The organism is Kaistella polysaccharea (assembly GCF_020410745.1).
Taxonomy (GTDB): domain Bacteria; phylum Bacteroidota; class Bacteroidia; order Flavobacteriales; family Weeksellaceae; genus Kaistella; species Kaistella polysaccharea.
The window spans coordinates 2,167,739-2,194,003 of record NZ_CP084528.1 but is presented as its reverse complement, the minus strand read 5'-3'; the positions used below and the strand labels follow the sequence as shown (position 1 = coordinate 2,194,003).

The 26,265-nt window shown below is 35.5% G+C and carries 29 protein-coding genes; 8 read left to right on the top strand and 21 right to left on the bottom strand.

Going from position 1 to position 26,265, the window contains the following annotated elements:
* Positions 1-25 precede the first annotated feature (25 nt).
* The 5 genes from LC814_RS10265 to LC814_RS10245 form a co-directional block, all read right to left on the bottom strand.
* Positions 26-595, bottom strand: coding sequence for an ExbD/TolR family protein (locus tag LC814_RS10265; protein ID WP_226063842.1), 570 nt, complete (start codon positions 593-595; stop codon positions 26-28).
* A 7-nt stretch (positions 596-602) separates the two neighbouring features.
* Positions 603-1,205, bottom strand: a complete 603-nt coding sequence (locus LC814_RS10260) for an ExbD/TolR family protein (RefSeq protein WP_226063841.1) — start codon at positions 1,203-1,205, stop codon at positions 603-605.
* A gap of 75 nt (positions 1,206-1,280) precedes the next feature.
* Positions 1,281-2,144 (bottom strand): MotA/TolQ/ExbB proton channel family protein, encoded by an 864-nt coding sequence (locus LC814_RS10255; RefSeq protein WP_226063840.1) that lies wholly within the window; start codon positions 2,142-2,144, stop codon positions 1,281-1,283.
* A 257-nt stretch (positions 2,145-2,401) separates the two neighbouring features.
* Positions 2,402-5,314 carry a leucine--tRNA ligase gene (locus LC814_RS10250; RefSeq protein ID WP_226063839.1) on the bottom strand — a complete coding sequence of 971 codons (2,913 nt, stop codon included), beginning with the start codon at positions 5,312-5,314 and terminating at the stop codon, positions 2,402-2,404.
* A gap of 93 nt (positions 5,315-5,407) precedes the next feature.
* On the bottom strand, positions 5,408-5,869 hold the full coding sequence (locus LC814_RS10245) for a lipocalin family protein (RefSeq protein WP_226063838.1): 462 nt from the start codon (positions 5,867-5,869) through the stop codon (positions 5,408-5,410).
* 97 nt (positions 5,870-5,966) lie between these two features.
* Between LC814_RS10245 and LC814_RS10240 the strand changes: the two genes are divergently transcribed.
* Positions 5,967-6,719 carry a glycosyltransferase family 2 protein gene (locus LC814_RS10240; RefSeq protein WP_226063837.1) on the top strand — a complete coding sequence of 251 codons (753 nt, stop codon included), beginning with the start codon at positions 5,967-5,969 and terminating at the stop codon, positions 6,717-6,719.
* Positions 6,719-7,330 carry a deoxyuridine 5'-triphosphate nucleotidohydrolase gene (locus LC814_RS10235; RefSeq protein ID WP_226063836.1) on the top strand — a complete coding sequence of 204 codons (612 nt, stop codon included), beginning with the start codon at positions 6,719-6,721 and terminating at the stop codon, positions 7,328-7,330. Before LC814_RS10240 ends, LC814_RS10235 begins: the two co-directional genes overlap by 1 nt.
* 1 nt (position 7,331) lies before the next feature.
* On the opposite strand, the gene LC814_RS10230 is transcribed toward LC814_RS10235, so the two are convergent.
* From LC814_RS10230 to LC814_RS10200, 7 genes are all read right to left on the bottom strand, one after another.
* A complete protein-coding gene (locus LC814_RS10230) occupies positions 7,332-7,979 on the bottom strand; it encodes a sigma-70 family RNA polymerase sigma factor (protein WP_226063835.1) in 648 nt (215 codons plus the stop codon).
* Positions 7,980-8,015: 36 nt separating this feature from the next.
* On the bottom strand, positions 8,016-8,207 hold the full coding sequence (locus LC814_RS10225; protein WP_226065853.1) for a hypothetical protein: 192 nt from the start codon (positions 8,205-8,207) through the stop codon (positions 8,016-8,018).
* Between the two features lie 113 nt (positions 8,208-8,320).
* Positions 8,321-9,568, bottom strand: a complete 1,248-nt coding sequence (locus tag LC814_RS10220; RefSeq protein ID WP_226063834.1) for a 3-deoxy-D-manno-octulosonic acid transferase — start codon at positions 9,566-9,568, stop codon at positions 8,321-8,323.
* Complete coding sequence (locus LC814_RS10215; RefSeq protein ID WP_226063833.1) at positions 9,568-10,008, bottom strand: DUF1648 domain-containing protein; 441 nt, start codon at positions 10,006-10,008, stop codon at positions 9,568-9,570. Before LC814_RS10215 ends, LC814_RS10220 begins: the two co-directional genes overlap by 1 nt.
* A gap of 78 nt (positions 10,009-10,086) precedes the next feature.
* Complete coding sequence (locus tag LC814_RS10210) at positions 10,087-10,800, bottom strand: C40 family peptidase (protein ID WP_226063832.1); 714 nt, start codon at positions 10,798-10,800, stop codon at positions 10,087-10,089.
* Between the two features lie 12 nt (positions 10,801-10,812).
* Positions 10,813-11,460, bottom strand: coding sequence for an O-methyltransferase (locus LC814_RS10205; protein ID WP_226063831.1), 648 nt, complete (start codon positions 11,458-11,460; stop codon positions 10,813-10,815).
* Between the two features lie 102 nt (positions 11,461-11,562).
* Entirely contained in the window at positions 11,563-12,399 is an 837-nt protein-coding gene (locus LC814_RS10200) for an OmpA/MotB family protein (RefSeq protein ID WP_226063830.1), read from the bottom strand.
* An 89-nt stretch (positions 12,400-12,488) separates the two neighbouring features.
* Here LC814_RS10200 and tilS point away from each other — a divergent pair, with 89 nt between their 5' ends.
* The 3 genes from tilS to LC814_RS10185 all read left to right on the top strand — a co-directional run bounded on the left by tilS (position 12,489) and on the right by LC814_RS10185 (position 16,881).
* Entirely contained in the window at positions 12,489-13,784 is a 1,296-nt protein-coding gene (tilS, locus tag LC814_RS10195) for a tRNA lysidine(34) synthetase TilS (protein WP_226063829.1), read from the top strand.
* A gap of 36 nt (positions 13,785-13,820) precedes the next feature.
* Entirely contained in the window at positions 13,821-15,899 is a 2,079-nt protein-coding gene (locus LC814_RS10190) for a protein-disulfide reductase DsbD family protein (RefSeq protein WP_226063828.1), read from the top strand.
* A gap of 181 nt (positions 15,900-16,080) precedes the next feature.
* Complete coding sequence (locus LC814_RS10185) at positions 16,081-16,881, top strand: alpha/beta hydrolase (RefSeq protein ID WP_226063827.1); 801 nt, start codon at positions 16,081-16,083, stop codon at positions 16,879-16,881.
* Between the two features lie 74 nt (positions 16,882-16,955).
* Here LC814_RS10185 and LC814_RS10180 read toward each other — a convergent pair whose 3' ends face one another.
* From LC814_RS10180 to LC814_RS10170, 3 genes are all read right to left on the bottom strand, one after another.
* On the bottom strand, positions 16,956-17,690 hold the full coding sequence (locus LC814_RS10180; RefSeq protein WP_226063826.1) for a YggS family pyridoxal phosphate-dependent enzyme: 735 nt from the start codon (positions 17,688-17,690) through the stop codon (positions 16,956-16,958).
* Complete coding sequence (locus LC814_RS10175; RefSeq protein ID WP_226063825.1) at positions 17,690-18,436, bottom strand: AAA family ATPase; 747 nt, start codon at positions 18,434-18,436, stop codon at positions 17,690-17,692. The genes LC814_RS10180 and LC814_RS10175 overlap by 1 nt, the downstream gene beginning before the upstream one ends.
* 582 nt (positions 18,437-19,018) lie before the next feature.
* Positions 19,019-19,525 (bottom strand): hypothetical protein, encoded by a 507-nt coding sequence (locus LC814_RS10170; RefSeq protein WP_226063824.1) that lies wholly within the window; start codon positions 19,523-19,525, stop codon positions 19,019-19,021.
* 134 nt (positions 19,526-19,659) lie between these two features.
* Between LC814_RS10170 and LC814_RS10165 the strand changes: the two genes are divergently transcribed.
* Entirely contained in the window at positions 19,660-20,172 is a 513-nt protein-coding gene (locus LC814_RS10165; protein ID WP_226063823.1) for a YciE/YciF ferroxidase family protein, read from the top strand.
* Positions 20,173-20,229: 57 nt separating this feature from the next.
* Here the strand turns inward: LC814_RS10165 and LC814_RS10160 are convergent, their stop codons facing one another.
* A complete protein-coding gene (locus LC814_RS10160) occupies positions 20,230-20,760 on the bottom strand; it encodes a hypothetical protein (RefSeq protein ID WP_226063822.1) in 531 nt (176 codons plus the stop codon).
* Positions 20,761-20,896: 136 nt separating this feature from the next.
* Here LC814_RS10160 and LC814_RS10155 point away from each other — a divergent pair, with 136 nt between their 5' ends.
* Together LC814_RS10155 and LC814_RS10150 are read left to right on the top strand one after the other, a co-directional pair.
* Complete coding sequence (locus LC814_RS10155; RefSeq protein ID WP_226063821.1) at positions 20,897-21,118, top strand: PspC family transcriptional regulator; 222 nt, start codon at positions 20,897-20,899, stop codon at positions 21,116-21,118.
* 26 nt (positions 21,119-21,144) lie between these two features.
* Complete coding sequence (locus tag LC814_RS10150) at positions 21,145-21,657, top strand: GNAT family N-acetyltransferase (RefSeq protein WP_226063820.1); 513 nt, start codon at positions 21,145-21,147, stop codon at positions 21,655-21,657.
* Between the two features lie 6 nt (positions 21,658-21,663).
* On the opposite strand, the gene LC814_RS10145 is transcribed toward LC814_RS10150, so the two are convergent.
* The 5 genes from LC814_RS10145 to LC814_RS10125 all read right to left on the bottom strand — a co-directional run bounded on the left by LC814_RS10145 (position 21,664) and on the right by LC814_RS10125 (position 25,748).
* The gene (locus LC814_RS10145; protein WP_226063819.1) at positions 21,664-22,398 is read right to left on the bottom strand and encodes a cupin domain-containing protein; all 735 of its coding nucleotides are present in this window, start codon (positions 22,396-22,398) and stop codon (positions 21,664-21,666) included.
* Positions 22,399-22,487: 89 nt separating this feature from the next.
* Positions 22,488-23,219, bottom strand: coding sequence for an SIMPL domain-containing protein (locus tag LC814_RS10140; RefSeq protein ID WP_226063818.1), 732 nt, complete (start codon positions 23,217-23,219; stop codon positions 22,488-22,490).
* Positions 23,220-23,383: 164 nt separating this feature from the next.
* On the bottom strand, positions 23,384-24,151 hold the full coding sequence (locus tag LC814_RS10135) for a hypothetical protein (protein ID WP_226063817.1): 768 nt from the start codon (positions 24,149-24,151) through the stop codon (positions 23,384-23,386).
* A complete protein-coding gene (locus LC814_RS10130; RefSeq protein ID WP_226063816.1) occupies positions 24,151-24,927 on the bottom strand; it encodes a carboxypeptidase-like regulatory domain-containing protein in 777 nt (258 codons plus the stop codon). Before LC814_RS10130 ends, LC814_RS10135 begins: the two co-directional genes overlap by 1 nt.
* Positions 24,927-25,748 carry a hypothetical protein gene (locus LC814_RS10125; RefSeq protein ID WP_226063815.1) on the bottom strand — a complete coding sequence of 274 codons (822 nt, stop codon included), beginning with the start codon at positions 25,746-25,748 and terminating at the stop codon, positions 24,927-24,929. The genes LC814_RS10130 and LC814_RS10125 overlap by 1 nt, the downstream gene beginning before the upstream one ends.
* Between the last annotated feature and the right edge of the window lie 517 nt (positions 25,749-26,265).

The window sequence follows — 26,265 nt, the reverse complement described above, 5'->3', positions numbered from 1 at the left end:
CTTTTATTTATTTAACAGTAGTATTCTATTTTGTAGGAGTTGCCGGCGCTGGCGCTGAACCTTCTACTTTTTTATCATAAACAGCCTGTTCCCACGATTTAATATCGGTTACCCCATATATTTCGTTCTTGGTTATTGCCATTTCATCTAGAATATCTACGAAGTTTTTATATACTGCATCGTCCGTAGGCTTAATGATCACCGTAAACTTAGTTGGATCTTTAGCTCGGGCTTTTGCCTGCTCAATTACTTTTGTAATCCCATTTCTATCAAAACTCGTTTCCTGCAAGGTTTGATCGTTCAAACCTGCCTGGTCTAACTGATGATAGAAAATTCTATTGTCTTTCCCAATAATCAGGGAAAGGGAGTTCGTTAAATCAATTTCTGTATCAGGTGCCTTTTGGTTGTCTTTCGGTTTTGCCGGAAGTCCTAAGTCCATCACATTCGGTTTGTTGAAAGTGGTCACCAACATAAAGAAAGTGATCAAAAGGAACGCCAAATCTACCATGGGAGTTAAATCTACGTGAGGTACCTGCTTTTTGGAGCGCACCTTTCCGCCTTTCCCACTGCTATCTTTTACTTGTACTTCTGCCATTTCTTACTTATTGTGCCGTTTCTTGACTTGTTATTAACCAGAACTTCAAGAAATCTATATCTCTTAATCCTTCAAATAAAGCTTTCACTTTCGGATACTTTGTTTGCGTGTCACCTTTAATCGCTAATTTATAATCAGGATTTACGGCTAAACTTTGTTGTACCCAATCGATTAACTGCGCATTTGCACTGTCCATCGGAATTCCCGTTTTGCTTTTGAAAGCTTTACGGTCTTCGTCTTTAAGATCCAAAAAACCTTTCAATTGATTCATTGGAACCCCTATCGATTGTGCATTTGCAAAAGCAACTTTCTCCTGGTCATTAAATTTCATACCATATTTTTCTCCCATTTTTTCTAAAAGAGCCATTCGCTCTTTCGGATTTTCCACGGGGGTAAAATAGAATCTTCCGTCTGTTGTACTCAAAATAGTCATTAAACTGGCATCTGGAAGTAACTTTTCAGATATAGAAGATGGCGTGGTAATCGTCTCGACATCAGGTTTTGCAAACTGAGCCGTAAGGATAAAGAATGTAAGGAGTAGAAATGATACATCGGTCATCGCCGTCATATCTACCCTTATATTATGTCTTTTTGGTTTGACTCTCGCCATTGTAAATTATTTTATATTAAACTTCTGTTTTTTGAGATCCATTAAAATACCGGATCTCCAATCAGTGCGAAATTCTTAGTGGAATTCAGCGAAAGACTGTTGGATTGACATTGCGATCTCGTCAATTTTGAACGTTAATCCGTCAATCTTAGAAGTAAAATAGTTATAGAAAATAATCGCAACTGCAGAAGTACCAATACCTAAAGCTGTGTTAATCAAAGCCTCAGAAATACCGATTGATAATGCAGCTGAATCTGGTGTTCCACCTCCTGAACCTAACGCCTGGAAAGCTTTAATCATCCCGATTACCGTTCCTAATAGTGCAACTAAGGTTGCTACAGTACCTAATGTAGAAAGAATCATCATGTTTTTCTCCAACATCGGCATTTCAAGTGTGGTAGCTTCTTCGATTGATTTGTTTAATGCAACCATTTTCTGCTCTTTATTCAAACTAGTGTCATGGGATAATGCTTTGTAGGTAGTTAAACCTTCTTTTACAACATTACCAACAGAACCTTCTTGTCTGTCACATTCTTCAATCGCTTCATCAACTTTATTTTGATTTAGCAATCTTCTTACGTTTAAAACAAAACTGTCTACATTTCCTGCACCTGCAGCTTTCTTAAGAACCAATGCTCTTTCAATTGAGAATACGATTACGATAATCATAAATGAAATAAGGATTGGTACAATTACACCACCCATGTATATAATTCCCATAAAACCTTCAGGATGTAATTCCTTCGTTTCCAAACCAGAGAATGCTACAGAAGCTCCGTTAAGCCTTGGATCAGCTTTAAAGTTTCCTGGATTACCTAGTACAAAGTAATATATTAAATACCCTATTACCAAAAGAATAGGCAGTATTAAGGCCGGATTTAATCCTCCTAAATTTTTAGCAACTACTTGCTCCTCGTTGTTTGAAACATTCATTTCCATACTAAACTAAATTATAATTGTTATTTTTTTAAATTTTTTCGAGCTGTAAAATAAAGTTAAAATATTTAATCGTGCAAGTTATTGAAGGTGAATAGAAATATTTTTTTCAATGTTACTGAAGTTTAACATTCATATATCATCAAAAAATATATGGATTATTGCTATTAATCGTCAAAATAAGATGAACGGTTAAAAATTTAATAAAAATAAGGCTTCCTTTATTTGATTGTTTTATCTAGAAATTCCTTATAATTTCTCTAAAGGACAATATTAATTATTTTTTTCGGGACAATGATCACTTTTTTAGGATTATTTCCCTGCAACTGTTCTTTTGTGCGGTCATCTGCAAGAACAGCCGCCTGAATCTCCGGAATTGATAAATCTGCAGGTAAATTAAGCTTAAACCTCATTTTACCATTAAAACTTACCGGATATGCAATTTCATCTTCAACAAGATATTTTTCTTGAAATTCGGGGAACGGCGCAAATTCGATAGAATTATTATTTCCTAAATTATACCACAATTCTTCCGCGATGTGTGGTGCATAAGGTGAAACCATAATGGCCAAAGGTTCTAAGATCGCTCTTTTATTTGTTTTCAGTTTTTGCAATTCGTTGACGGCGATCATAAACTGAGAAACAGAGGTATTGAACGAGAAATTATCAATATCAAAAACTACTTTTTTAATTAAAGTATGCAGAATTTTGTATTCTTGTCTGGTTGGTTCTTCCTCCGAAACATAGAAATTATTTCCATTAAAATAGAGGTTATAGAATTTTTTTAAGAAACCATAAACTCCACTTAAACCTTGTGTATTCCATGGTTTTGATTGTTCTAATGGTCCCAGGAACATTTCATACAACCGCAAACAGTCGGCGCCAAATTCATCACAAATATCATCAGGATTCACGACATTGTATTTTGACTTGGACATTTTTTCGACTTCTCTTTCGCAAATGTATTTTCCGTCTTCTAAAATAAATTCTGCCTCAGCAAATTCTGAGCGCCAGTTTCTAAATTTTTCGGTATCGAGTTCATCCGTTCCGCCTTTTAATAAAGAAACATCAACGTGGATTTTTTGAAAGTGATCTTTATTAAGAATTCCTACAGGGAATTTTTTTAAAACTATATCTTCTAATGCCTTAATATTTTCTTTATCTTCTATATTATCAACAACTTTCTTAGAAACATAAACGGATTTTGAAATACCATTTAAAGTTTCATTATAATTAAACCTATACGCTAACGCACTCATCCCCAAAATCATTCCCTGATTAATAAGTTTTTTGAAAGGTTCTTCGTGGTTAATGTAACCTCGATCTTTCATAAACATATTCCAGAAACGGGAATAGAGTAAATGTCCGGTTGCGTGTTCGCTTCCACCAATATATAAATCTACTTGCCCCCAATAATCGGAAAGATTTTTATCCGTAAAAACATCCTCATTATTCGGATCCATATATCGTAAGAAATACCAAGAACTCCCTGCCCATCCTGGCATCGTCGATAACTCTAAAGGAAATACTGTTTCATTATTAATTAAATCAGTAGAAACAACTTTCTGCTTGGATTCATCCCAACCAAATGTTTTAGCGTTTCCTAAAGGTGGATCGCCATCTTCAGTTGGTAAGTATTTCTCAACTTCTGGAAGTTCCAAAGGCAAAGCAGAAATCGGCAAAGTGTACGGCATTCCTTCTTTATAATATACAGGAACCGGTTCGCCCCAATATCGCTGACGGGAGAAAACAGCATCTCGCTGTCTGTAATTGGTTGTTCCGTGTCCGATATTTCTCTTTTCAATTTCAGAAATAATTAATGATTTGGCGTCGTCATATTTTAAACCATTTAAAAATTCTGAATTCACGCAAACCGAATCTTTCGAATCAAATGACTCTTCCTGAATATCGACATCATTTTCAATGACATTGACAATGGTCAAATCGAATTTTTTCGCAAAACGGTGATCACGTTCATCATGTGCCGGAACGGCCATTACAGCGCCAGTTCCGTAACCCATCAGCACGTAATCAGAAATATAAACCGGCATTTCTGCATTGGTAAAAGGATTTAAAGCATATGATCCAGTGAACACACCACTCACATTTTTCACGTCAGACATACGATCACGCTCTGTTTTCTTAGAAGTTTGTTCGATGTAGTTTTCAACTTCCTCTTTTTGACCTTCTATTGTTAAAGTTTTAACCAAAGGATTCTCTGGCGCTAAAACCATAAATGTAGCTCCAAATATAGTGTCGGGACGTGTGGTGAACACGGATATTTTTTCTTGAGCATCTTCAACATCAAAAGTCACGAGTGCTCCCTGAGATTTTCCAATCCAGTATTCCTGCGCATCTTTCAATGGTTGCGGCCAATCTAAAGAGTTTAGACCTTGCAGTAATCTTTCAGAGTACGCAGTAATACGCATACTCCACTGCATCATTTTCTTTTGAAAAACGGGGAAACCTCCTCTTTCAGATTTACCATCTTTTACCTCATCATTCGCCAATACTGTTCCTAAACCTGGGCACCAATTCACCGTTGTTTCCGCACGATAAGCTAAACGGTAGTTTAACAAAATATCTTGTTGATCTAATTCAGAAGCACCTTTCCACTCTTCTGCTGTAAAATTTAAAATATCGTTTTGAACTGCTGATAAATTATCAGTTCCCTGATTTTCAAAATGACGAATCAATTCTGAAATAGGCTCAGCTCTATCGGTAGATTTGTTATACCACGAATCAAAAAGTTGAATGAAAATCCACTGCGTCCATTTGTAATAAGAAGCATCAGAAGTTCTCACTTCCCTACTCCAGTCAAATGAAAAACCAATTCTGCGCATTTGCTGTTCGTAGCGCGTAATATTCTCTTCGGTCGTTATAGCAGGATGCTGACCTGTTTGGATCGCATATTGTTCTGCTGGAAGCCCGAATGAATCGTAACCAATCGGATGCAAAACATTAAATCCTTGATGTCTCTTATACCTTGCATAAATGTCAGAAGCGATATAACCGAGCGGATGACCAACGTGTAAACCCGCTCCAGAAGGATAAGGAAACATATCCAAAACATAAAATTTTGGTTTATCGGTAGTATTATCAGTTTTGTTAGTTTGATTTTCTTGCCAGAATTTCTGCCACTTTTTTTCGATCGATTGATGGTCGTAAAACATTCTTTAATTTTAAATAAGTCACAAATTTAAGGTTTTGAAATGAAAAAATCCTCACCATTTCTGATGAGGACTTCTGTGTAAAAAAACTTAAAATTAATTCGCAACTTTCGTCGCCGAGATTTCGATCTTATTAATACTGGAAGAATTACTCTTATCAACATAATAAACCACCATATTACTATTTGTTAAAGTGGTAATTGCTCCGTCCATTTTATTACCATTTGTAGTAATAGAAAAGGCTTTTGTATCTGGATTGTAGGTGTATTCAATAGGCAAATCGAATAACATGGTGCAAGTTCCATTGCTGTTGTCATAGTATTTTATTTTACCTGATGTATCTGTGGTAAATGTAATTCTGCCTTTTTTCTGGCAATTATCAGTAACAACTGTTGTAGTTGTACTTCCCCCATTAGCGGTAGTTGTAGTTACAATTTTGTCCGGTTGCCAATTTCCTTGGAGTTTCATCTTATCCGAGTTATCAGAGCTGTCGTCACTTCTGCAGCTAACTGCCAACGCAAACAATACCGACGTACTCATTAACAATAGCTTTTTCATAATAGATATTTTTTATGTGTTGCATAATTGTTTACAAAATGCATACCGCTCTAAACAGAATATAAATATTAATATCTTTGCTTAGAAACAAATTTTTATGCCTGAGATTTCTATTATCACGCCATCTTTCAATTCCGCGCCATTTATAATGGAAACGATCCAGGCCGTTTTAGCACAAACTTTTCAGGATTTTGAATGGCTAATTACAGATGATTGCTCCAGTGATAATACCGTAGAAATCATTAAGAATTATAATGATCCACGTATAATTCTCACCATTGCTGATAAAAACTGTGGCGCAGGTCACGCGAGAAATTTATCTCTTGAAAAAGCTACCGGAAAATACATCACATTTTTAGATGCGGATGATTATTGGGAGCCCAATTTTCTTCAAGAAATGATTCAGTTCATGAAAGAAGAAAAAGCAGAACTCGCCTACTCAAATTATGCAAGATGTGACGAAAACTTGATCCCAAAACTAACAGATTTTAGGGCAGATAAAGAGGTTACTTTTGATAATTTATTAAAAACGTGCAGATTATCTCTTCTAAGTTCAATGTACGATTCTGAAAGAGTGGGTAAAGAATTTTTTCCAAAGGGCAGCAAACGGGAAGATCACGTGATGTGGCTTAATTTATTAAAGAAAATCCCGGTCGGAAAACCGCTGCCGAAAACTATGGCCAAATACAGAATGCATGCAAGCAGTATTTCTCGGAAAAAAACCAATATTATGAAAGATCAATATTTAGTCTACAAAGAACATATGAATTTTTCAACCTTAAAATCACTGTATTATACCGGAAATTGGGCAATTAATGGATTTATGAAATATTCTAAAATTTTTAATTAATGGAATATTCAAAAGAATTTAAAGAGGCGATTTCAAATTTTACGGCAAAAGAAAAAGATAAATTGATCATACGGCTTTTAAAGAAAGACCGCATTTTATCGCATCGACTATATTTCGAACTGATTGATCCTGAAACGGCGGATGATAAGCGAGCACAAATGGAAATTTTAATTAAAAATGAAGTTCCTCTCGCTGCAAAGAAATACGGTCGAACCAAATATTTTCTTACCCAAATCAGAAAGATTAGTTCCAAAATCACGGAACATGTAAAAATAACGTCGGATAAGTTTGGCGAGGTTTCTTTAAATCTTTTACTGGTAAGTGAAACTTTAAAACATCTCCCAAAGAGCGGTGATCACTATAAATTATTCATTTACTTACTCAACAAAATTTTCCGTGCATTTATTTTAACTAAAAAATTAGATCCAGATTATTATCTTGATTTACGACCAAACTACGAAGATATTAAAGACCAGATTTTAGGCAATAAATCTTTAGAAGAACTCACCCTGCACAATGGAATATTTTTAAGTTGGTTTGATCCGGAAAATATTCCCGACCAAATTGATTTACTGTTTAAGGAAGTTAAAGGTGAAGGTTTACTTCGATAATTTAGATGGAGATCGACACAATCTTTTTCACCACACGGCTTACCATTACATCACAATAGATTAAATTAAATTCAAAAATCTCTTCTCTATTGTAAGATTTTTCAATTTCTATTTTCAAATATTTTTTTGCCCGGTTGAGCCGCACTTTTACATTGCTTTCACTTATATCTAAAACTTCTGCAGTTTCTGCAACGCTTAAACCGTTGATTTCTCGCAACGTAAAAACGGTACGGTAATCTTCGGAGATTTCGAGTAAACTTTTTTCGATCACTGATTTTAGCTCTGTATTCATCACATTACTGTAGGTTTCTGTGTTGCCCACTTTCTCATAAAGCAGCGTATTTTTATCAAGAGATTCTATATGTGTTTCTGCCCATTTCTTGGATTTTCTATAACATTCGTGAATCATAATCTTCGAAAGCCAGGTTTTAAATGAAGACCTATTTTTAAATTGACTAAGATGTGTATATGCCTGAATGTATGAATCCTGCATTAAATCTTGAGTATCTTCATGACTGAAATGATACATTTTCCCAATCCGATAAAGGAACGGATTGTTACGACGGATTATTAATTCAAAAAGTGCCGTTTCTTTATTAAGAATTTTTTGAATCAACTCCGAATCTGAATATTGGCTTTGTGCATGCATATCTTTACTGTTTTTGGGGAAACACCGCTTCAGTTTCTATTTTATAAATTCATTTTTGTAAACCACGTCATCTTTCATTACAAAATTCACATTTTCCAGATCGATAATTCCATTCAATGGATTTTCCTGAACTGCGATAATATCTGCAAAATTTTCGGTGGTGATTAGCACTTTTCCAGAAAGAACAGCAATCATTTTACCTGCTTTAACTGCCGTTATTTTTGACATTAAATCATAGTTTAAAAAACTAAAAAGAACTGACACAGAATTTTAATACTATTTTTCATTCTTTTACTTTAAAATTTTTAAAATGTATTCACTCTAAAAGCATACAACAAATTTTAATTTTGATGGTTTTTAACCATATATTCTACGATAAAATCAGAAGCAATCGGTTGGCTGTTAATAAATATTCGTGCGTTATCACCCATCTTTTTCAATAAAACTTCATCGTTTAATAAACCTAAAAGATAAGGTGCTGCAAAAAATTCATCTTCGAAAGATTTTCCGCCGTTCTTGGCGATTAATCCATCAGCTTCTGGATTGTTGGTGTACTGATTTCCGAAAAAAACGGGAATTCCATAGGTTGCAGCTTCTAAAATATTATGCAACCCTTTGGAGTGAAATCCACCCCCAACTACCGCCAAATTACCGTAGGAGTAAAGATTTCCCAGAAGTCCAATACAGTCAATAATTAAAACTTTCACATTTGAATAATTCAGAGCCTCTTTATCTGAAATTTGAGAATACAAAAGAGAAGTCGGAAAAATTGTTTTTAAATTAGCAACGCGTTTTAAATCGTGCGGTGCAATAATAATTTTTACATCTCTGTTTTTCGCGGCAATTATTTCAGCCATTCTTTCTTCAGCTTCCCAGGAACTTCCAAAAATAACAGTTTTGCGATCGAGCACAAATTCCTTAATAAATTGCACGGTATTGTCTTTTTCACGCAATTGTTTCACCCGATCATAGCGCGTATCACCCGCTGTCAGAGAATTTTTCAAGCCAATACCTTTTGCTAAAGCTGAAGAATGCGTAGTTTGATGAAAGAAGAAATCTACATTTCTTTTTAATTCTCTTACAAACCATTTTCCATAAAATTTAAAGAACACTTGCGTTTCATAAAATAAGGCAGAAACAACATAGATTTGGGCACCTTGCTTTTTCAGCTCATCCAGAAGATTGTACCAATAATCATATTTTACGGTAAAGAAAATATCAGTTTTAAAATTGGAAACAAATTCGGTGACCCATTCTTTGGTATCAAAAGGAAGGTAGCAAATCGCATCTGCAATGCTTTTTTTCTTAATGACGTTGTCGTAACCCGAGGGCGAGAAAAATGTAACTAAAATTTTATGGGTCGGAAACTTTGCTTTTAATTTCTCTAAAACTGGCAGACCTTGTTCGTACTCACCTAAACTCGCGGCATGCATCCAGATTATTTTATCATCTGCGGAAAATTTTGATTTTACAATTTCACAACTTTGTCTGCGTCCGGCGAGCCCTTTTTTCAATTTATAGTTAAAAATCGCACCGATTTTTATCGCTGTGATGAGTAAGCTTACCAATATGTTGTAAATCGATTTCACTAGTCCGTATTTTGAGGATATTCTTTCTGCATATTTTTTTTAGATACGATTACCATTACCACCACCAATACGAGCATGAGTCCTAAAAGATAATTAACTACTGAACTTAATCCTTCTTGTGTTCCTAACCCTGTTGCAACACTTTCATAAGTGATTACGGCGAAAATAAGCATAGTCAGGAAATTTAAGATATTCACAATAAGTTCCGATTTTTTGGTATCCTTTTTAAAATTTTCAGGAATATTAAGTAACGGCGTTTTGGGATTTTTCGCAACTAAAAACAAAAGGAGATAAACAAATGTGGCAACACCAGCTAAAAACCATAACGTAATTTTCGGTCCAAATCGATTTGCAGTTCCACTAAGATCAAAATGAATCGGTATTGTTGGTGTAAGTTCCCGATAATTAATGAAAATAATATCCCAGATAAATATGAGCAAAATGAACGCGGCAATTTTAAGATATAACGATATTTTAGACATCACATTTCTAATAAATAGGCTCCTTAAAATTAAGAATTATTTATTTGGCAAGACATTTCTTATAAACCGCAGTTTGTGGGTGTGCTTATTTAAATCTTTATTGAAAATCCCGGTGGTATCTAAGGCATCAATTCGCACTTTACCAAATGAATGAATAATTTCGTGGTGATTAAGCATGATTCCCACGTGCACAATTTGCCCTTCCTCATTCTCGAAAAACGCTAAGTCTCCAGCTCGGCTTTCCTCTACAAAGCTTAAAACCTCTCCTACTTCTGCCTGTTGATAAGCGTCCCGTGGCAAGGCAAAACCATGAATTTTGTAAACCAGCTGTGCAAAACCGCTACAGTCAATTCCGAAAAAACTGCGACCGCTCCAGAGATAGGGAACATTTAAAAATTTTAATGCAGTCTCCGAAATATTTTTCGGATGTTCAGAACCGTCATTTTCTCCTCTTATTTCACTGCCGATGGATAAAAGTATTTCTCCTTCTTCCACCTTGTAATTCTTAAAAGTATCTTGGACCATTACAATGCTTCTGGCTTTCAAATCTTCTTCAGAAATCTCTGTAATTTGCTGAGCATCAACCCAACCTTCATATTGATCGAAATGCATTTTCACTTTCAGAAACTTGCCTTCATTCGCCAAAATATCTACCGATTCTCCGTAAAGCAATTGCGAAGTCATTTCCACGTGGTGCGAAGGTTCGAGCCGTAATGCAGCCACGGAAACCGTACAAATTCCTTTGTTCATATGATGATGCATTTATTTTTTACGGATTAAATGAAGGCCGTCGCGCAAAGGTAAAATAACATTTTCGAAATCTTTATCTTTTGACACCAGGTCATTCAGGTCTTTAATGATTTGTGTTGATTTTTGCTTCGGCTGATCTTCCAGAATTTTTCCGTACCACAAAACGTTATCAAACAGAATTACAGTTCCACTTTTCACTTTGTTTTTTAAGAGGTTGAAATATTCAACATAACTTTCTTTGTCTGCATCAATAAATATAAGATCAAAATTTTCCTTTGTTTCTTTTAAAAATTCCTTCGCATCTTTTAATTTAAAATCAATCTGACTAGAAAAGGCACTTTCCTGAAAGTATTTTTTGGGCAGATAAGCAAGCTCTTCATTAATATCTAAAGTGGTGATCTTGCCATCAGGCCGCAAACCCTCCGCCAAGCAGAGTGTGGCATAACCTGTGAAAGTCCCAATTTCTAAGATATTTTCCGGCGAAACCATTTTTGAAATAAGGGAAAGAAATCTGCCTTGCAAATAGCCCGAAATCATATGAGGTTGAGTGGTTTTCTGATAAGTTTCTTTCCGCAATCTCTTTAAAATATCGGGTTCTGCAGAGGCATGATCTTCTAAATAGCGATCGACTTCCGGACAATGTTCTTCGAAAAAACTCATTCCAACTTTATTTGAATTCAAATTTAAGCATTTAAAATAAAAAAAGCGCTGTTAGAACTTGTAGCTCTAACAGCGCTGAATCAATATCTAAAAGATAATTGCTTAGTTTTTTACAGGAGCAATTTCCATTAATTTCATAAACTCATCAAGTTTCGGCATGATGATGATTTCAGTTCTTCTGTTTTCAGCTCTTCCTGAAACTGACGCGTTGGTCGTTTTAGGATTGTACTCGCTTCGTCCACCTGCTGTAATTCTTGCAGGATTTACACCGAATCTCGTCTGAAGTACTTTCGCCATTGATGTCGCTCTTAAAGCTGATAAATCCCAGTTGTCTTTCGGCAAGTTATTAGAGTTCAACGGAACATTATCGGTATTACCTTCAATTAATACAGAATACGTGTCGTAATCATTAATTACCTTCGCTACTTTTCCTAATACATCTTGTGCTGCAGGTAAAATATTGTAGTCGCCGGTTCTGTACAACATATTGTCGGAAAGTGAGATCATTACAACTCCTTTCAGTACTTTCACCTGTACATCATTATCTGCGATATTATCCAGTGATCGTTTTAATTTGTTAGATAAAGCCAAGTTCAAACTGTCGTTTTTTGAATTGGTTGAAATGAGCTGTTTGATGTATTTGTTGGAAGAATTAATTTCCCCAATCAATTTATCAATATTCGCAGAACCTTTTCCGCTGTTGGATAAACACGCATCAAGCGAAGATTTCAACGCATCATTTTGCCCTTTTAAAAGTGCATTTTCGCTGGAGAGACCAGAATTTAATCCTTTTAAATCTTGAATTTCACGCTGCCTTTCCCCAACATTGGTGATGCATTGATTATAATTCTCATTTAAAGCATCAAACTGCTTCTTGCTCACACAGGAAGTCATCATTAAAGCCATTCCAAGAACGGCACCTAAACTCGCTATTTTCATAATATTTATTTTAGTCATCCAAAAATAGAGAAATCGTTTTGAACAAGAAGAATTATCTTTGCTAAATATTCCTTAAAATATCCTTAAAATTGCTTAATACCGAGACTTTTCAGCAATCGCTCAGCGAACTGACCCCAAATTACGAGGCGACAAAGTATTTACTTGCCGTAAGCGGAGGTGCTGACTCGATGGTTCTTTTGAATTTATTTACAGAATTAAAATTAAGCTTCGAAGTTGCCCACGTAAATTATGGTTTGCGCGGTTTAGATTCTGAAGCAGATCAATTGCTCCTAGAAGAGATTTGTAAGGAAAATAATATTTCTCTCCATCTATATAACGTTTCGGATGTTGATCAGCGGCCAAAAAATTCAATTCAGGAATGGGCGAGAATCTTACGCTATAATTTCTTTAATAAAATTAAGAATGAAAGAAATCTGGACTTTACCGTAACGGCCCATCATTTAAATGATGAACTGGAAACCTTTATCATTAATCTTTCAAAAGCTTCTGGCATCAAAGGTTTAAGCGGAATTCCTGCGAAAAAAAATAAAATACTTCGGCCACTTTTACATTTTACCAAAGAGGAAATTTACGGGTTCGCAGCAGAAAATAAAGTTTGGTTTCGGGAAGATCTTTCGAATCAGAAAAATGATTATTTACGGAATTTTATTCGGAATGAAATTACGCCGAACCTCTTAAAAGTGAACGAAAATTTTCTCACCAATTTCGGTAAAAGTTTAAAATACCTCAACGAGAGTCATCAATTCATTGAAGAAAATATTTTAAAAATTTCGGCGGAAATTATGACTAAAGAAAACAATTCCATCGTTCTTAATAAAGTTGCTTTTCTAAAGCAAAGTGAGTTTGTGCAGTTTGAAATTCTCCGAAAATTCAATTTTGATTCACCAGAAGAAATAAGAAAAATAGGGAAATCAGAAAGCGGAAAGAGATTTCTATCCCAAAGTCACGAACTAAAAGTTGACCGGGAAATATTGATAATTACGGCAAGAACCTCGGAAATTCCGGAACAAAAAGAAATTATTTTAGAAATTACCGCAGAAAATACGGTAATCATTCCTGAAGATTTTAAATCAAATATTTTAAAATTCGGAAAATTAAGCTGGAAAGTCGATCAAGAACAAATTCAATTTCCTTTACTATTAAGAAAAGCAAAAAAAGGTGATATTTTCTATCCTATTGGAATGATAGGCAGAAAGAAAATCGCAAAATTTTTTAAGGATGAAAAATTACCTATTTTAGCCCATCAAAAAATTTGGCTTTTGTGCGACGGCAAAAACGATATTTTGGGAGTAATTCCTTTACGACAGGACGGCAGGTTTGCAGCCACAAAAGATTCATCTAAAATTATCAAAATTAAATTATAGTGTTCAATTTCAGAATACGAAAAAAGTAAAGTAAAAATGAAATTTAAAAATTGGTTTATCCTTATTGTTCTTTTCCTTTTTCAGGGAATTACCGCACAAATTAAAGATCCTGTAAAATTTAAATACAATATTAATTCACTGCCAAATAATGAATACGAAGCAGTTTTAACGGCAACGATCGATAAAAACTGGCATATCTATTCACAAGATTTACCGCCGGATTCTGGGATCCCGACTGAAATGAAGCTAACTTCCAAAGAGGGAATTAGCCTGCTCGGGAAAGTAATTGAACAAGGGAAAAAACACGATGAATTTTCTGAAGCTTTTGGCGCTCAGATCGTTTATTATTCGGACAAGGTTTTATTTAAACAAAAATTCAAACTAAAAAACAACGCAAAACCTGCAAATATAACAGCCGAAATTACGTATCAAACTTGTGATGACCGGGTTTGTTTGGCACCGAACACTTTAGAATTTGAACAAAAAGTAACGCCGACCGCGGGTGCAGAAACTCAAGTATCAACCACTGGTGTAACAGAACCTAATGGTACGGCACTCCTTACAGAAAATGCAGATACGCTTACTTCAACAGACGTTCCAGAAACTACTATTCAAACTCCAGTCGTAGCGAAACAGGAAGGATTGAAAGTAGCTTCCTTAGATTTCGCAAATCCACAAACCGATTGCGGAATTGCCGCGCAGGAAAACAGCGAAAACTTTTGGACCTATTTATTATTAGGCTTTTTCGGTGGATTGATCGCCTTACTTACGCCCTGTGTATTTCCGATGATTCCTTTAACTGTCTCATTTTTCACAAAAGGAAATAAAGACAAAGCAAAAGGGAAAAGAGATGCATTTATCTACGGATTCTTCATCTTACTTATTTTCGTTTTATTGAGCGTTCCTTTTCATATTATTGATGGAATTGCAGGAAATATCTTCAATCAAATCTCTACAAGTGTTTGGTTAAATGTTGCCTTCTTCATCATTTTCTTATTTTTTGCCGGAAGTTTTTTTGGGTATTATGATATCACTTTACCAAGTTCTATTGCCAACAAATCATCAAAAGCAGAAGATGCTGGTGGGATTATCGGAATCTTCTTTATGGCGTTGACTTTGGTTATCGTTTCCTTCTCTTGTACAGGTCCAATTCTGGGGAGTTTATTAGGAAGTGCGGTCACAGGATCATCAAACGTTCCCATGCTGCTGACTTTTGCTTTAGCAGGATTCGGATTTTCGTGGGCGATTGTTTTTGGTCTACTTGCATTATTCCCGCAGGCACTGCAAAGCTTACCCAAATCAGGCGGCTGGATGAATACCGTGAAAGTTGTTTTAGGTTTTATAGAATTAGGTTTGGCTTTGAAGTTTTTATCAAAAGCAGATTTAGTTTCAAAAACGTTCTTCCTGAAAAGAGAATTATTTATCGCAATTTGGATTTTAATTGCGATCGGTTTGGTACTTTATCTATTCGGGAAAATTAGATTTCCGCACGATGATAAAAACGCTAAAATATCTACAACAAGAAAAATCATCGGTTTTTTAGGAATTGCCTTTATTATCTATTTGATTCAAGGTTTATTTCCAGCGGAACGACCAAGACTTCAGCATTTGAGTGGAATTTTGCCACCGATTAACGTCAGTTATTTACATGATGAAAAAGATGGAATTTTGGGGATGCATCCTTCGCACGATTATTTCGAAGCACTTGAAATCGCGAAAAAAGAAAATAAACCTTTGCTGATTGACTTTACAGGCTACGGTTGCGAAAACTGCCGAAAAATGGAAGAATTCGTGTGGAGCGAACCCGATATTTTACCAATTCTTCAAAACGAAGTAATACTAGCTTCACTTTATATTGATGATAAAGAACCTTTGCCAGAAAGTGAGCAAACTTCCATTGATATGGGAAATGGTCAGAAAAAGAAAATTAAAACCATTGGGGATAAATGGAGTCTGTTTCAACAAATTAACTTTAATAATAATTCACAACCTCACTATGTTTTGGTTTCTCCAGATGGAAAAGTGATCAACACTCCTATTTCTGGATACATGCCGAAAGAGGATTTCAAAGCATTCTTAGAATGTGGAATTGGATTTTTCAAGAAAGGAAAATAATCATTAGTCGAACAGATAAGAAACTTCGCGTCTTGATACAAAAATAACCGGCAGTAATTGTCGGTTTTTTTTATTTAAAGTTTAGAAAAAATACAGGCCAGCACGTTTAAATTACCGTTCAGAATAATAATTTTTAATAATTGGCTGAACCGCTATATATTTACACCATAAAATAAACAATATGAAAACAAAAGTATTCTTTCTAATTCTCGTGGTTGCTAACATGATTTTCGCAAAAGCTCAAATGGATGAAAAATTCTATTTCCCGAGTAAAGTGATGAAACCGATTGAATGGGCATCTGTAGAAAACATCAACTTCGCGGTAGAAAATGACACGATTACGGGGGTAATTTTAAAACCCAATCAAAAAGCGAAAGCGACTATTTTCTATTTTCATGGCGCCGGCGGAAACGTGACGAATTATGCTCCTTTAATGAATTATTTATTGAAAGATAATTATCAAATTGTATTGATCGATTTCCGAGGTTACGGGAAATCAACAGGAAAACCGCTTCACACCAATATTGCTGCAGATGGAGAAATAATTTTCAATGAGTTGATGAAAAGAAAAGATATTAAAAACCAAAAGATCATTTTTTACGGAGCATCCATAGGAACGCAGATCGCTACTCATTTGGCAAAAGATCATCAATCTGAAGTCAGTGGATTAGTCTTAGAAGGCGCAATGGTTTCGTTCGGACATATCGCCGCAGTTTACGCACCACAAGTAAAGGATTACCTGGAGAATTCTTTTATAACCCCCTATTCCGCAAAAGAAGATATTAAGCAAATAACTAAAATTCCGAAACTCATGATTCACAGCAAGGAAGACAAAGATGTTCCTTTTGCGCAGGGAAAGACACTTTATGAAATGGCTGCAGAACCTAAAGAATTTATAGAATTCAGTGGTGAGCATTTATATGCTTTGAAATATGAAAGTGCGAAAATTTTGGCCAGCTTGAATAAAATGATAGGGAAATAGACCAATAGAAAATAGACTTTGAACTTGGTATAATAATAACCGGCAGTAATTGTCGGTTTTTTTTAACTTATAACTCAGCTTTTACTTTCATCCCAATAATAACTGTCTGGATGGATTCTCTGTCCAAAAATGGCGGTTCCAACTCTAACGATGGTTGAACCTTCTTCGATGGCGATTTCCAGATCACTGCTCATTCCCATCGATAATTCTTTCATTTCAACATTTGGAAAATTAACGACAATCGTTTCCTGTTGAATTTTATTAAGCAATTGAAAACACTTCCGAACTTTTTCAGTTTCCGCACTGAACAAACCAATCGTCATTAATCCTTTTATTTTTAAAGTTTCTAATTCTGAAACTTGCTGAATAAGCTGGACGGCTTGATCTGGATGAATTCCGAACTTGCTTTCGTCATTAGAAGTGTTTACTTGAATCAGAACTTCCATCGTTTTATTTTCAAATAACAATCGCTGATGAAGTTTTTGCGCCAAGTCTAAACGGTCAATCGATTGAATGCAGGAAATATCACACTTGAGAAGATCTTTTATTTTATTGCTTTGAAGATGGCCGATAAAATGACTTTCGTGTGGAATCGACTTTAAAGATTCATATTTCTCTTTAGCTTCCTGAACTTTATTTTCAGCAATTAAATTTTGTCCTGCTTCAATTGCAATTTTAATATTTTCAGCGGAAACTGTTTTGGTGGCTAGTAATAGCCGAACCTCTGAAGGATTTCTCTCACTTTTAATACAAGCATTTTCAATTCTTTGCGTGATTACTTTCAGATTTTCTACAATAGAAGCAGGCATTATTGTACTGATTTTTCGAGGCGATCTAATATATCAAGCTGATCTAACTTTTCGAATTGTTCAATAAGAAGAGATTTAATGCTGGTAAACGCGCAATCTTTGGCTTCTGCAAATGAGATATTATATTGTCGTTCGAAATTTTGCATTTCTTTTGGAAAAGGAAGCAGAATTTTATCGTAGTACGAATCTAAAACTTCTGTACTTGGCATTTCGAAATTAATGCGCAGCTGAAAACGTCTCATCAAAGCTATATCTATTATTTCAGCGTGGTTGGTTGCTGCAATAAGCAATGTGTTGGTGGGAAGATAGTCAATTGATTGAATAACGGTATTCACTAATCTACGCATTTCACCCACGTCGTTTTCGTCATTTCCACGCTCTTTGCCGATTTGGTCGAACTCATCCAGAAAAAGAACGGCTTTTTCGCGTGCTGCTTTATCAAAAATCTGCTTGATATTTTGGGAAGTTTCGCCACTTCTAGAACATACAACATTGCTCAAATTCAGAATAAGAATTGGTTTCCCCAAAGCGTGTGCAATCGCTTTTGCAGTGGTGGTTTTTCCACAGCCGGAATTGCCTTGAAGCAGAATTTTATTACTGACCGGCAAACCAAATTTCATAAGCTCATCCACATACTTATGTTCTTTGATAAGTTGTTGAATGTTTTGGTAGTTGTATTTATTCAAAAAAACATCATCTAAAGAAACCACTTCTTTATCGTTGATAATAAGATCGAAGACATTCATGAGGCAAAATTTCTAATTACAAATTTACTGAAGAAATGCGAGAGTTGGCTTCCGCGCAGAATGATATAAAACAGAATCTTTTCCGCACGGATTTCACAGATTTACACGGATAAAATCTTTCGTTTTTCTATAAATGGTGAAATTGGAGTGAAAACAACTTATAAATAGAGATCTTTAGAATTTTGATGATATAAAACAGAATCTTTTCCGCACGGATTTCACAGATTTACACGTATAAAATCTTTCGTTTTTGTATAAATGGTAGAATTGAAGTGAAAACAAGTTATAAATAGAGGAATTTAGATTTAAAGAATTTTTGGAATTTTCTGCTTTAAAAGATTAAGGGTAAAGCTAATTTACATAACAATTTCAGCCAATTACTTCCAAATGTTAAAATAAGCTAAGAGGTAAAAAAAATAACCAATCACAAGGATCGGTTATTGTCTGAGGAAATATGTTCTTTATTCTAGCCCGGATTGAACGGCCTGTTTGAGCTCTCCCGATGCATTTGATCGGGAAGCGAGTAGTGAAAGCCGGTTAGACTTTTCACCAGATGAATGATCATCGCGCTGCTAAAAATTATTAGTTTGTAATTGGTACGCTGCTAAATCCAACTGAAGTTTTCACAGACATGTCTGACGTTGGTGACTGTTTTAAAACATAAACCATCCTTTGTTGAACCGACCCAGATTTCATGATACGATCAAGTGTCTGAGAAGTATTTACGTCAAGTTGAACTGAACTTCCTACGTTATCGGGAATGTTTTCCCGAGAAGCAACTAAAACCTCATCAGCACCATTGTTGGAAAGATATACTTTCACCGATTTAAAAAGTCCAATGCTGCTGCTAGATCCCACGGAAATGGTAGCATTTGACACGCGGATATCTTTCACATTAGCACCAGCACCTGTAAGCTGAGTAACGCTTTGTGCTGCAGAAACAGCAGACAATGTGGTATCGGCCGGCGAACCGGACGTTACCAAAACCGTAGCGTTATACGGAAAGGTATTCTGCAAAATTGATGAAACGGTGGAACAGCTCGCAAGCGTAGCAGTGGCCACGATTGCGGATAAAAAGATATTTTTCATAATCGAAATTTTTAATTAATATTTCTTATTCAGAAATTGTACCAACCATAGGGTTTAACATAAGATTAACTATTCAAATCCTTGAATGGAAGGGTAATTGTACTTTAAAAGATTTAACATCTAAAATAAATATTATGATAACTGACAAAATGAAAAATTCTGATTTCCACAAATTTTTTGTAGATGAGCTGAAAGATTTATATTGGGCTGAAAATGCATTGTTAACAGAGTTGCCAAAAATGCAGGAAGCTGCAACAAGTAAGGAATTGGCAGAAAGTTTTGGAACCCATCATGAAGAAACGAAAAAGCATATTTCCCGTTTAGAAAAAGTATTCGAAAGTTTAGGCGAAAAAGCAGAAGCTGTAAAATGCGAAGCGATGGCCGGTATTTTAAAAGAAGGAAAATCAATCATTGAAGATACGACCAAAGATACCATGACGCGTGATGCAGGTTTGGTCTTAGCAGCACAAAAAGTAGAGCATTACGAAATTGCCACCTACGGAACGCTGAAAGTTTTTGCAAGTCACATGGGCCACAAAGAAGCAGAACGTTTATTAGCTGAAACCTTAGATAACGAAAAAGCAACCAACGCTACTTTGACCGGTCTTGCGGAAAGATTCATCAATAAAGAAGCAGTTTGCGAATAAGGTTCGCTCATTTATAAAGATAGAAATCCATCATTTACGATGGATTTTTTTCTGATATTATTTCAGACTTACACTAAATTTCCCCGTGCTTTCGCCCGAACCCATATTGCTTTTACCAATGATAAGCCAGACCTCGCCGCTTTCATTTATAGGTGTTGCAATTTCTCGGGTAAATGGTCCATCGTAATCACCTGTGGGGAATTTAATTTGATTAAACCTGATATTCATTTGGGAATTTTCCGGATTAATTTCTCCAGAAATGCCTTTACCGTTAAAGTTTTTAATTTTAATAATAAACTGGTCCTGATCCGCAGTTAATTCCTCATAAATAATAACGGGAAGCATATCACCATTAATCGTTTTTATTATTTTATTTTCTTCAACGACGCGAAATGTTTGTGAAGGATTTTTTTTCGATGCATCCTGAATCGTTACAATTCCCTCTTTTGCCAAATCTACCGGAAGTTCTTTGTAGGTTTTACTTATTGCCGGCAATGTATCTGTAGTTGAAGAAATATCAGAAACGATTTCTTTTTTGGTGCAGGAAAATATTAATAACGGAATTAAAAAGAGAATTTTTTTCATCATGTCGTTTTATCGAAGTGGTCCAGCGAAAATTATTCCATACACAACAGTTCAAGCATATTCATAAAAATGATTTTTTTTAAAGAGCACATTTTACTCAATTCAGGCAAAATAAGTATCTTTGAATTAACATCTTTATATGCTGACAAATCTTAAACATTCAATTGAAAAACGCTGGTTTGGCGTTCTCACCAGAATGGGAACCAAACTGGGAATCCCGGTTTCTAAACTGCGCGTATTTTTCATCTATTCTACATTTGCAACGGCGGGCGTTTTTTTTCTAATCTATCTTGGATTGGCTTTTACGCTGTGGATTAAAGATATGTTTATCACAAGGAGGCCGAGTGTTTTCGACCTTTAGCCCCTTATTACCAATTAAATTTTAGAATGGAATATTTAGAGATTAATCACCACGAAGATTTTCGCGCTGTTGAAATATATAAATCATACCGCGAAAGTTTCCCCATCGATGAACAACGAAGTGAAAAACAATTTCGCGCACTGTTTTGTAATCCAAAGGTGAAAATTTTTTCGGTTCTCCACGAATTGGAAAACATTGGATATCTAATTTGCTGGGAAATGACCGATTTTGTTTTCCTGGAACATTTTGAAATATTCTCCGAATTCAGAAGTAAAAAATATGGTTCTCAAATTATTAAAGATCTTTTTAAAAAATATTCGAGAATTATCTTGGAAGTAGAACCCGCAGAATTGAACGACGACGCAAAACGCAGAATTTCCTTCTATGAAGAAAATGGTTTTAGTGTCGTCGATGAAAATTATGTGCAACCGCCTTACGATCCCGAAAAGAACGAATTAAATCTTTGGCTACTCGCCAACTGGAATCCCGAAAAAACAGACGGGATCAAAGAAGAAATATTTGATGTTGTTTACAATTAAAATTCTTTATTTCTTAGCGTTCATCGCAAGAGTCAATAAGAAGAAACTGTCTTTCAGTGCTAGAACGCGATGCATAATATTTTCGTGAAGCGCGATCATTTGCCCTTTTTTTAAAACAGTGGTTTGAGATTCGGTACCGAATTCTACTTTTCCCTCCAAAACCTGAACGCTGATAACACCGTTTGCTTTGTGTGGTTTTAATTCGGCATTTTCACGAAGTCCCATCAAGACAATTCTCATCGTTTCAGATTTAAAAATCGTGACCGAATTACGATCGCTGTCTTTCCAGGTTATTTCATTTTTAATGAGGTTGATGAATTCGTCTAAATTCATTTCTACGAGTGGTGCATCTAAAACCCGGTTTCCTTCGGGCCGAAGTGTAGTTGCCTCATTAGATTTTATTTCTGAGGTAACAGATAACGGGTGAGTTTCTAACTGTTCGATTATTTTTGATGTATTTTCATCGGAGGAAATTCCATACCCATTGACTAAAGTTCCTTTCATATTAAACTTCGGCGAAGAAATTACGTACAGAATCGCTTGATCATCTGGATCTGACACCCCTTCAAAACGGTAAACCTTTTCAATATGAAATTCTGCCGGTGACAATTTTAAATTGGCTTGATGGCAAACTAGACAGTCTTCCAGAATATTAAAATCGTGGATATAACCAATTTTTACTAAACCGTTGATGGTTTCTGATAAAGTGCCGAAGCTCTCATTTAAAAGATGATTTTCCATTTTTTTTAAGATATTTAATTATAAATTTTTGTGAGGAAATCTGAAAATAAAACTGGAAATTCATGCTTCCATTTCCCACTACAAATTGTTTAATTCACTTCATATTCCAGTTTGATGGTGATACTGGCTTCCTTATTTTTTGAAGAAGTATTAAATGTTCCACCATAGGAAAATTCTTCCGTAGAATTTGGTGCGGTAATTTGGGTAACGCCCATGGTTGCTTTTTTCAGATTCCCCAATTTTGCCCCTGCATTTTCCGCAATTTTCTCCGCGCGCTGTTTTGCATCTTTGGTGGCATCGGCAATCATCTGATGTTTTACGTCGCCTAATTTGGTATAAAAGTAATTTGGTGGTGAAGAGGTGAATTCTATTCCGAGATTGATAATTTCGGTAATATTACGGGAAAGGTTTTCCACTTTTGCCACGTCTTTGCTGTCTATGGAAACGGTTTGTGATAATTGATATCCGGCAAAAGTTTGCGTACTTCTTCCGTTTGCATCACTGCCATAATTAAATTGTTTCTGAATATCTACCGCGGAAAAAACCATCTGATCTATCGGAATTCCTTTAGAAGTGAGATAATTCTCAATTACTTTTTTATCATCGGCGAGATCGTCGTACGCTGATTTGAGTTCAAAACTGTTCCGGGAAAAATTACCGCTCCAGGCAATTAAGTCGGAGGTAAATTTATTTGTTCCCAAACCCGTCACTGAAATGGTATTGTCCGCTTTATTTCTATTTTTAATGGCGCTGCCCAAAATCCCAAGGCCGATGATGAAACCGAAGGCGGCAATCGCAATGGCAATAATATTCCTGTTCATACGAATTGTATTTTGTTTTTTAGAGGATGGTCCTTTTTTAAAGAATAAAGGTATGAATAATTAAAGCGAGGCTCTAAAATTGACAAGTTTTTTTCGGTTTAGAAACTACAATCCTTTCTAAAAAATTGCATTAATATTTAAAAGATATTAATAAAGCGTAAATATTATGGCTTTCGATTTTTCTTGTTGGGAGGATTATTAGGTAAATTATTCTGGTAGGCTTCTAATTTAAGATAGCTTTCATTTATAAACCGGGAAATATCGGCCGAACTTGCCGATCCACGAAAGAGAATTTCGCGGCGTTCGAAATTTCGGAAAATGTAATAAATAAAGGGTTGGATTTCCGTCTTTTTAAGTTGCAAATTTTCGATGAAAAATTCCACGCCCAAATAACTGATCAAATATTCCATAAAATCAATATGGTCCCATTGATCGTCAACTTTTCCATTAATAATCCCGGAAACTTTTGGCTGTACAAATTCCCCAGGTTTTGGTGCTAAAACTTCTGGTGCAGATTTCGAGCGAATATATTTTGCGGTTTCTCCTTTTAACTTTGCAACCGGTTTGGAGTCCCCATAATTCGGCAAATCTTTTTTTAAATCTCCGGTGGGTTGATAAACAATTCTCACTTCTTCAATCGCCTCTGTATTTCGAGTCACTTTGATGGTCATCCAAACACCAAGATCCTCATTTTTAATGGATTTTGCGCTTCTCTCAAAACCCTTCCGGATGAAACGGATTTCGTCATTCGGACCGGCAGAAATTTCAAATTCTCCCTTGTTATTGGTAAAGACTTTTGCCTCATTTGTAATATTAAAAACTAAAACTGCGGAAATCAAATTCTGATCTTCATCCACAACCGACCCCGTAACCGTTTGCCCAGAAACATGCATGGTGATCCCGACGGCTAGTAACAACGCAAAACGCCACATTAAGGGTTGACTTTATTAGATATTCTCGTCAGAAAAATTGGTAAAGTTTCTTCAAAAGTAAAAAGTACTTTCGACAAGTTTCCCGCCTTTATGGCTTGCGTAATTTCGGGATTATTACCCATTGAAAATTGTACAAATGCTGAAATTTTTTCGACTGGAATTCCCATTTGCAGAAAATAATCATCTGCAACTCTCTTCCTGATCCAAGTAATGTTGTCCTGGAGATCTTCATAGCGATATTCTGCTTTCATACGTCTTGCATCGCCACTGATCAAATCGTAAATCGCCTGAGGTTTTATACTTAAACTTACAAGGGTTAATAAAACATCTTTTTTGAAATCCGCAGGTTTTTCCCGAGGTTTTTCTGGAGGAAGAGGAACTCCGATTTCTTTCTGAAGTTCATAAACCTGGTCTACCTTTGTTAAATTTTTAGAATCTTGATTGATATCACCTGTCAGCCGTACGATTTTCACCTCCTCGATTTCTGCAGCATTTCTGGTCAGAATTATTTGCAAATTTGATCCAAAATCCTGGAGAGCAATGTATTTCGAATTTCTTTCAAATCCCACACGAACAAAACGAAGTTCATCATTCAGCGAAGCAGCAATTGTAAACGCTCCATTTAGATTCGAATACACCTTTTCTTCTGACTTCATATTAAAAACCAATGTTCCAGGAAGTGCATTTCCTTCATCATCACTGACAATGCCAGAGACATTTTGGGAAAAAAGATTTAATGAAATTAAAAGAAGAAAAAGGGAAATACTGCGTACCATCAAGATCCAACTTTGTGCGTTTTGAGATATTCGACCAAAGCCAATTTCAGTTCCGATTCGATTATGAGTTTATTGAAGTTTTTATGATACTTTTTCGAAAGTGAATTTGCCCGATCTACATACGCCAAAAAAACATCAAAATCATATTCAGACAATCCATACGTTTTAAAATAATTAAGATCAATCACATCTTTTACGCGACGATAAAAATCTTCAACTTCGGCATAATTGGGCGATGTTGATTTATTTTTTTTACCTGCGATAGCGCTCACAAGTAATCCCACGACGCCGCCATTTCCTCCACTGCCAATGCTTAGAAGAGGAATTTGTCCCTCACCTGGTTTCCTCTGAGCAAACATGGACGGAATTGTGTTTTGCGGCATTGCATCCGGAACTGGACCGCGCATATATTGGGTCATCTCATCATTCAATTTCTCTTTCCGCGGCGAGGTTTTAAAATAGGCAAGATCCCTTTTTAAATCCCCTGTTGGATTAAATGCGATGGCTACTTCTTCGATTTCGTAAGGTAGTTTGAAAAGGACAAGGTTTAATGGATTGCTAAAATTATCATCTTGAACTTTCAATGTCAATCGTTCGAAACCATTTTTAACAACTCGCAATTCATCAGAGGCGATTGCAGAAATAATGAAATCTCCTGAAATATCGGTTATCACCATTTCTTCCGTACGAGGATTGTAAATGTAGGTTTGAGGAATGTTATTCTGAACTTCATTTTTCACATTTCCGATCACATACTTTTTTTGCGCAAAGAGAAGAGAAACTGAAAAGAGAAAAAAGGCAAATAGTAGTTTTGTTTTCATCCAAATAATTTGAGTAAATGTAATTGGATATTGAACTGATTTGATGCATTTGAATTGTACCAAAGAAAAGTTTAACCTGCTTTAACGGGTTTTATGATTTTTTTAGAAATTGAGGATTGAGTCTTTGTTAAAATCTTTAATACTTTAGTAAAATTTTACGAAAAGGCGCAAAGATTTTTGAGTTATTCACTGTTTAAATTACGAGTGAAAAGGCGTTTCATTTACCTATGGCCGTCTGGATTTTTTTTAAGCATTAATGAAAGAAATGGTTTTCACGATAATTAAATTGAAGATTTGCTAATCTTCTTTTTTAAGTTGAGAAAAATAAGTTGATTAACCTTGTCAGGGTTTGGAACCCTGACAAGGTTGGACGTAGATGGAAACTAGGTACAGGAGATTTTTGGCTTTGGCAGATTGCTCTCGCTTCTAAATTTAAGATGATTGTTTAAGAAGCGGGATTTTGCCTAAGGGATTGTAGAGGAAATCCTTTTTTTGGGTTTTGCGCGGCAAAGCCGCG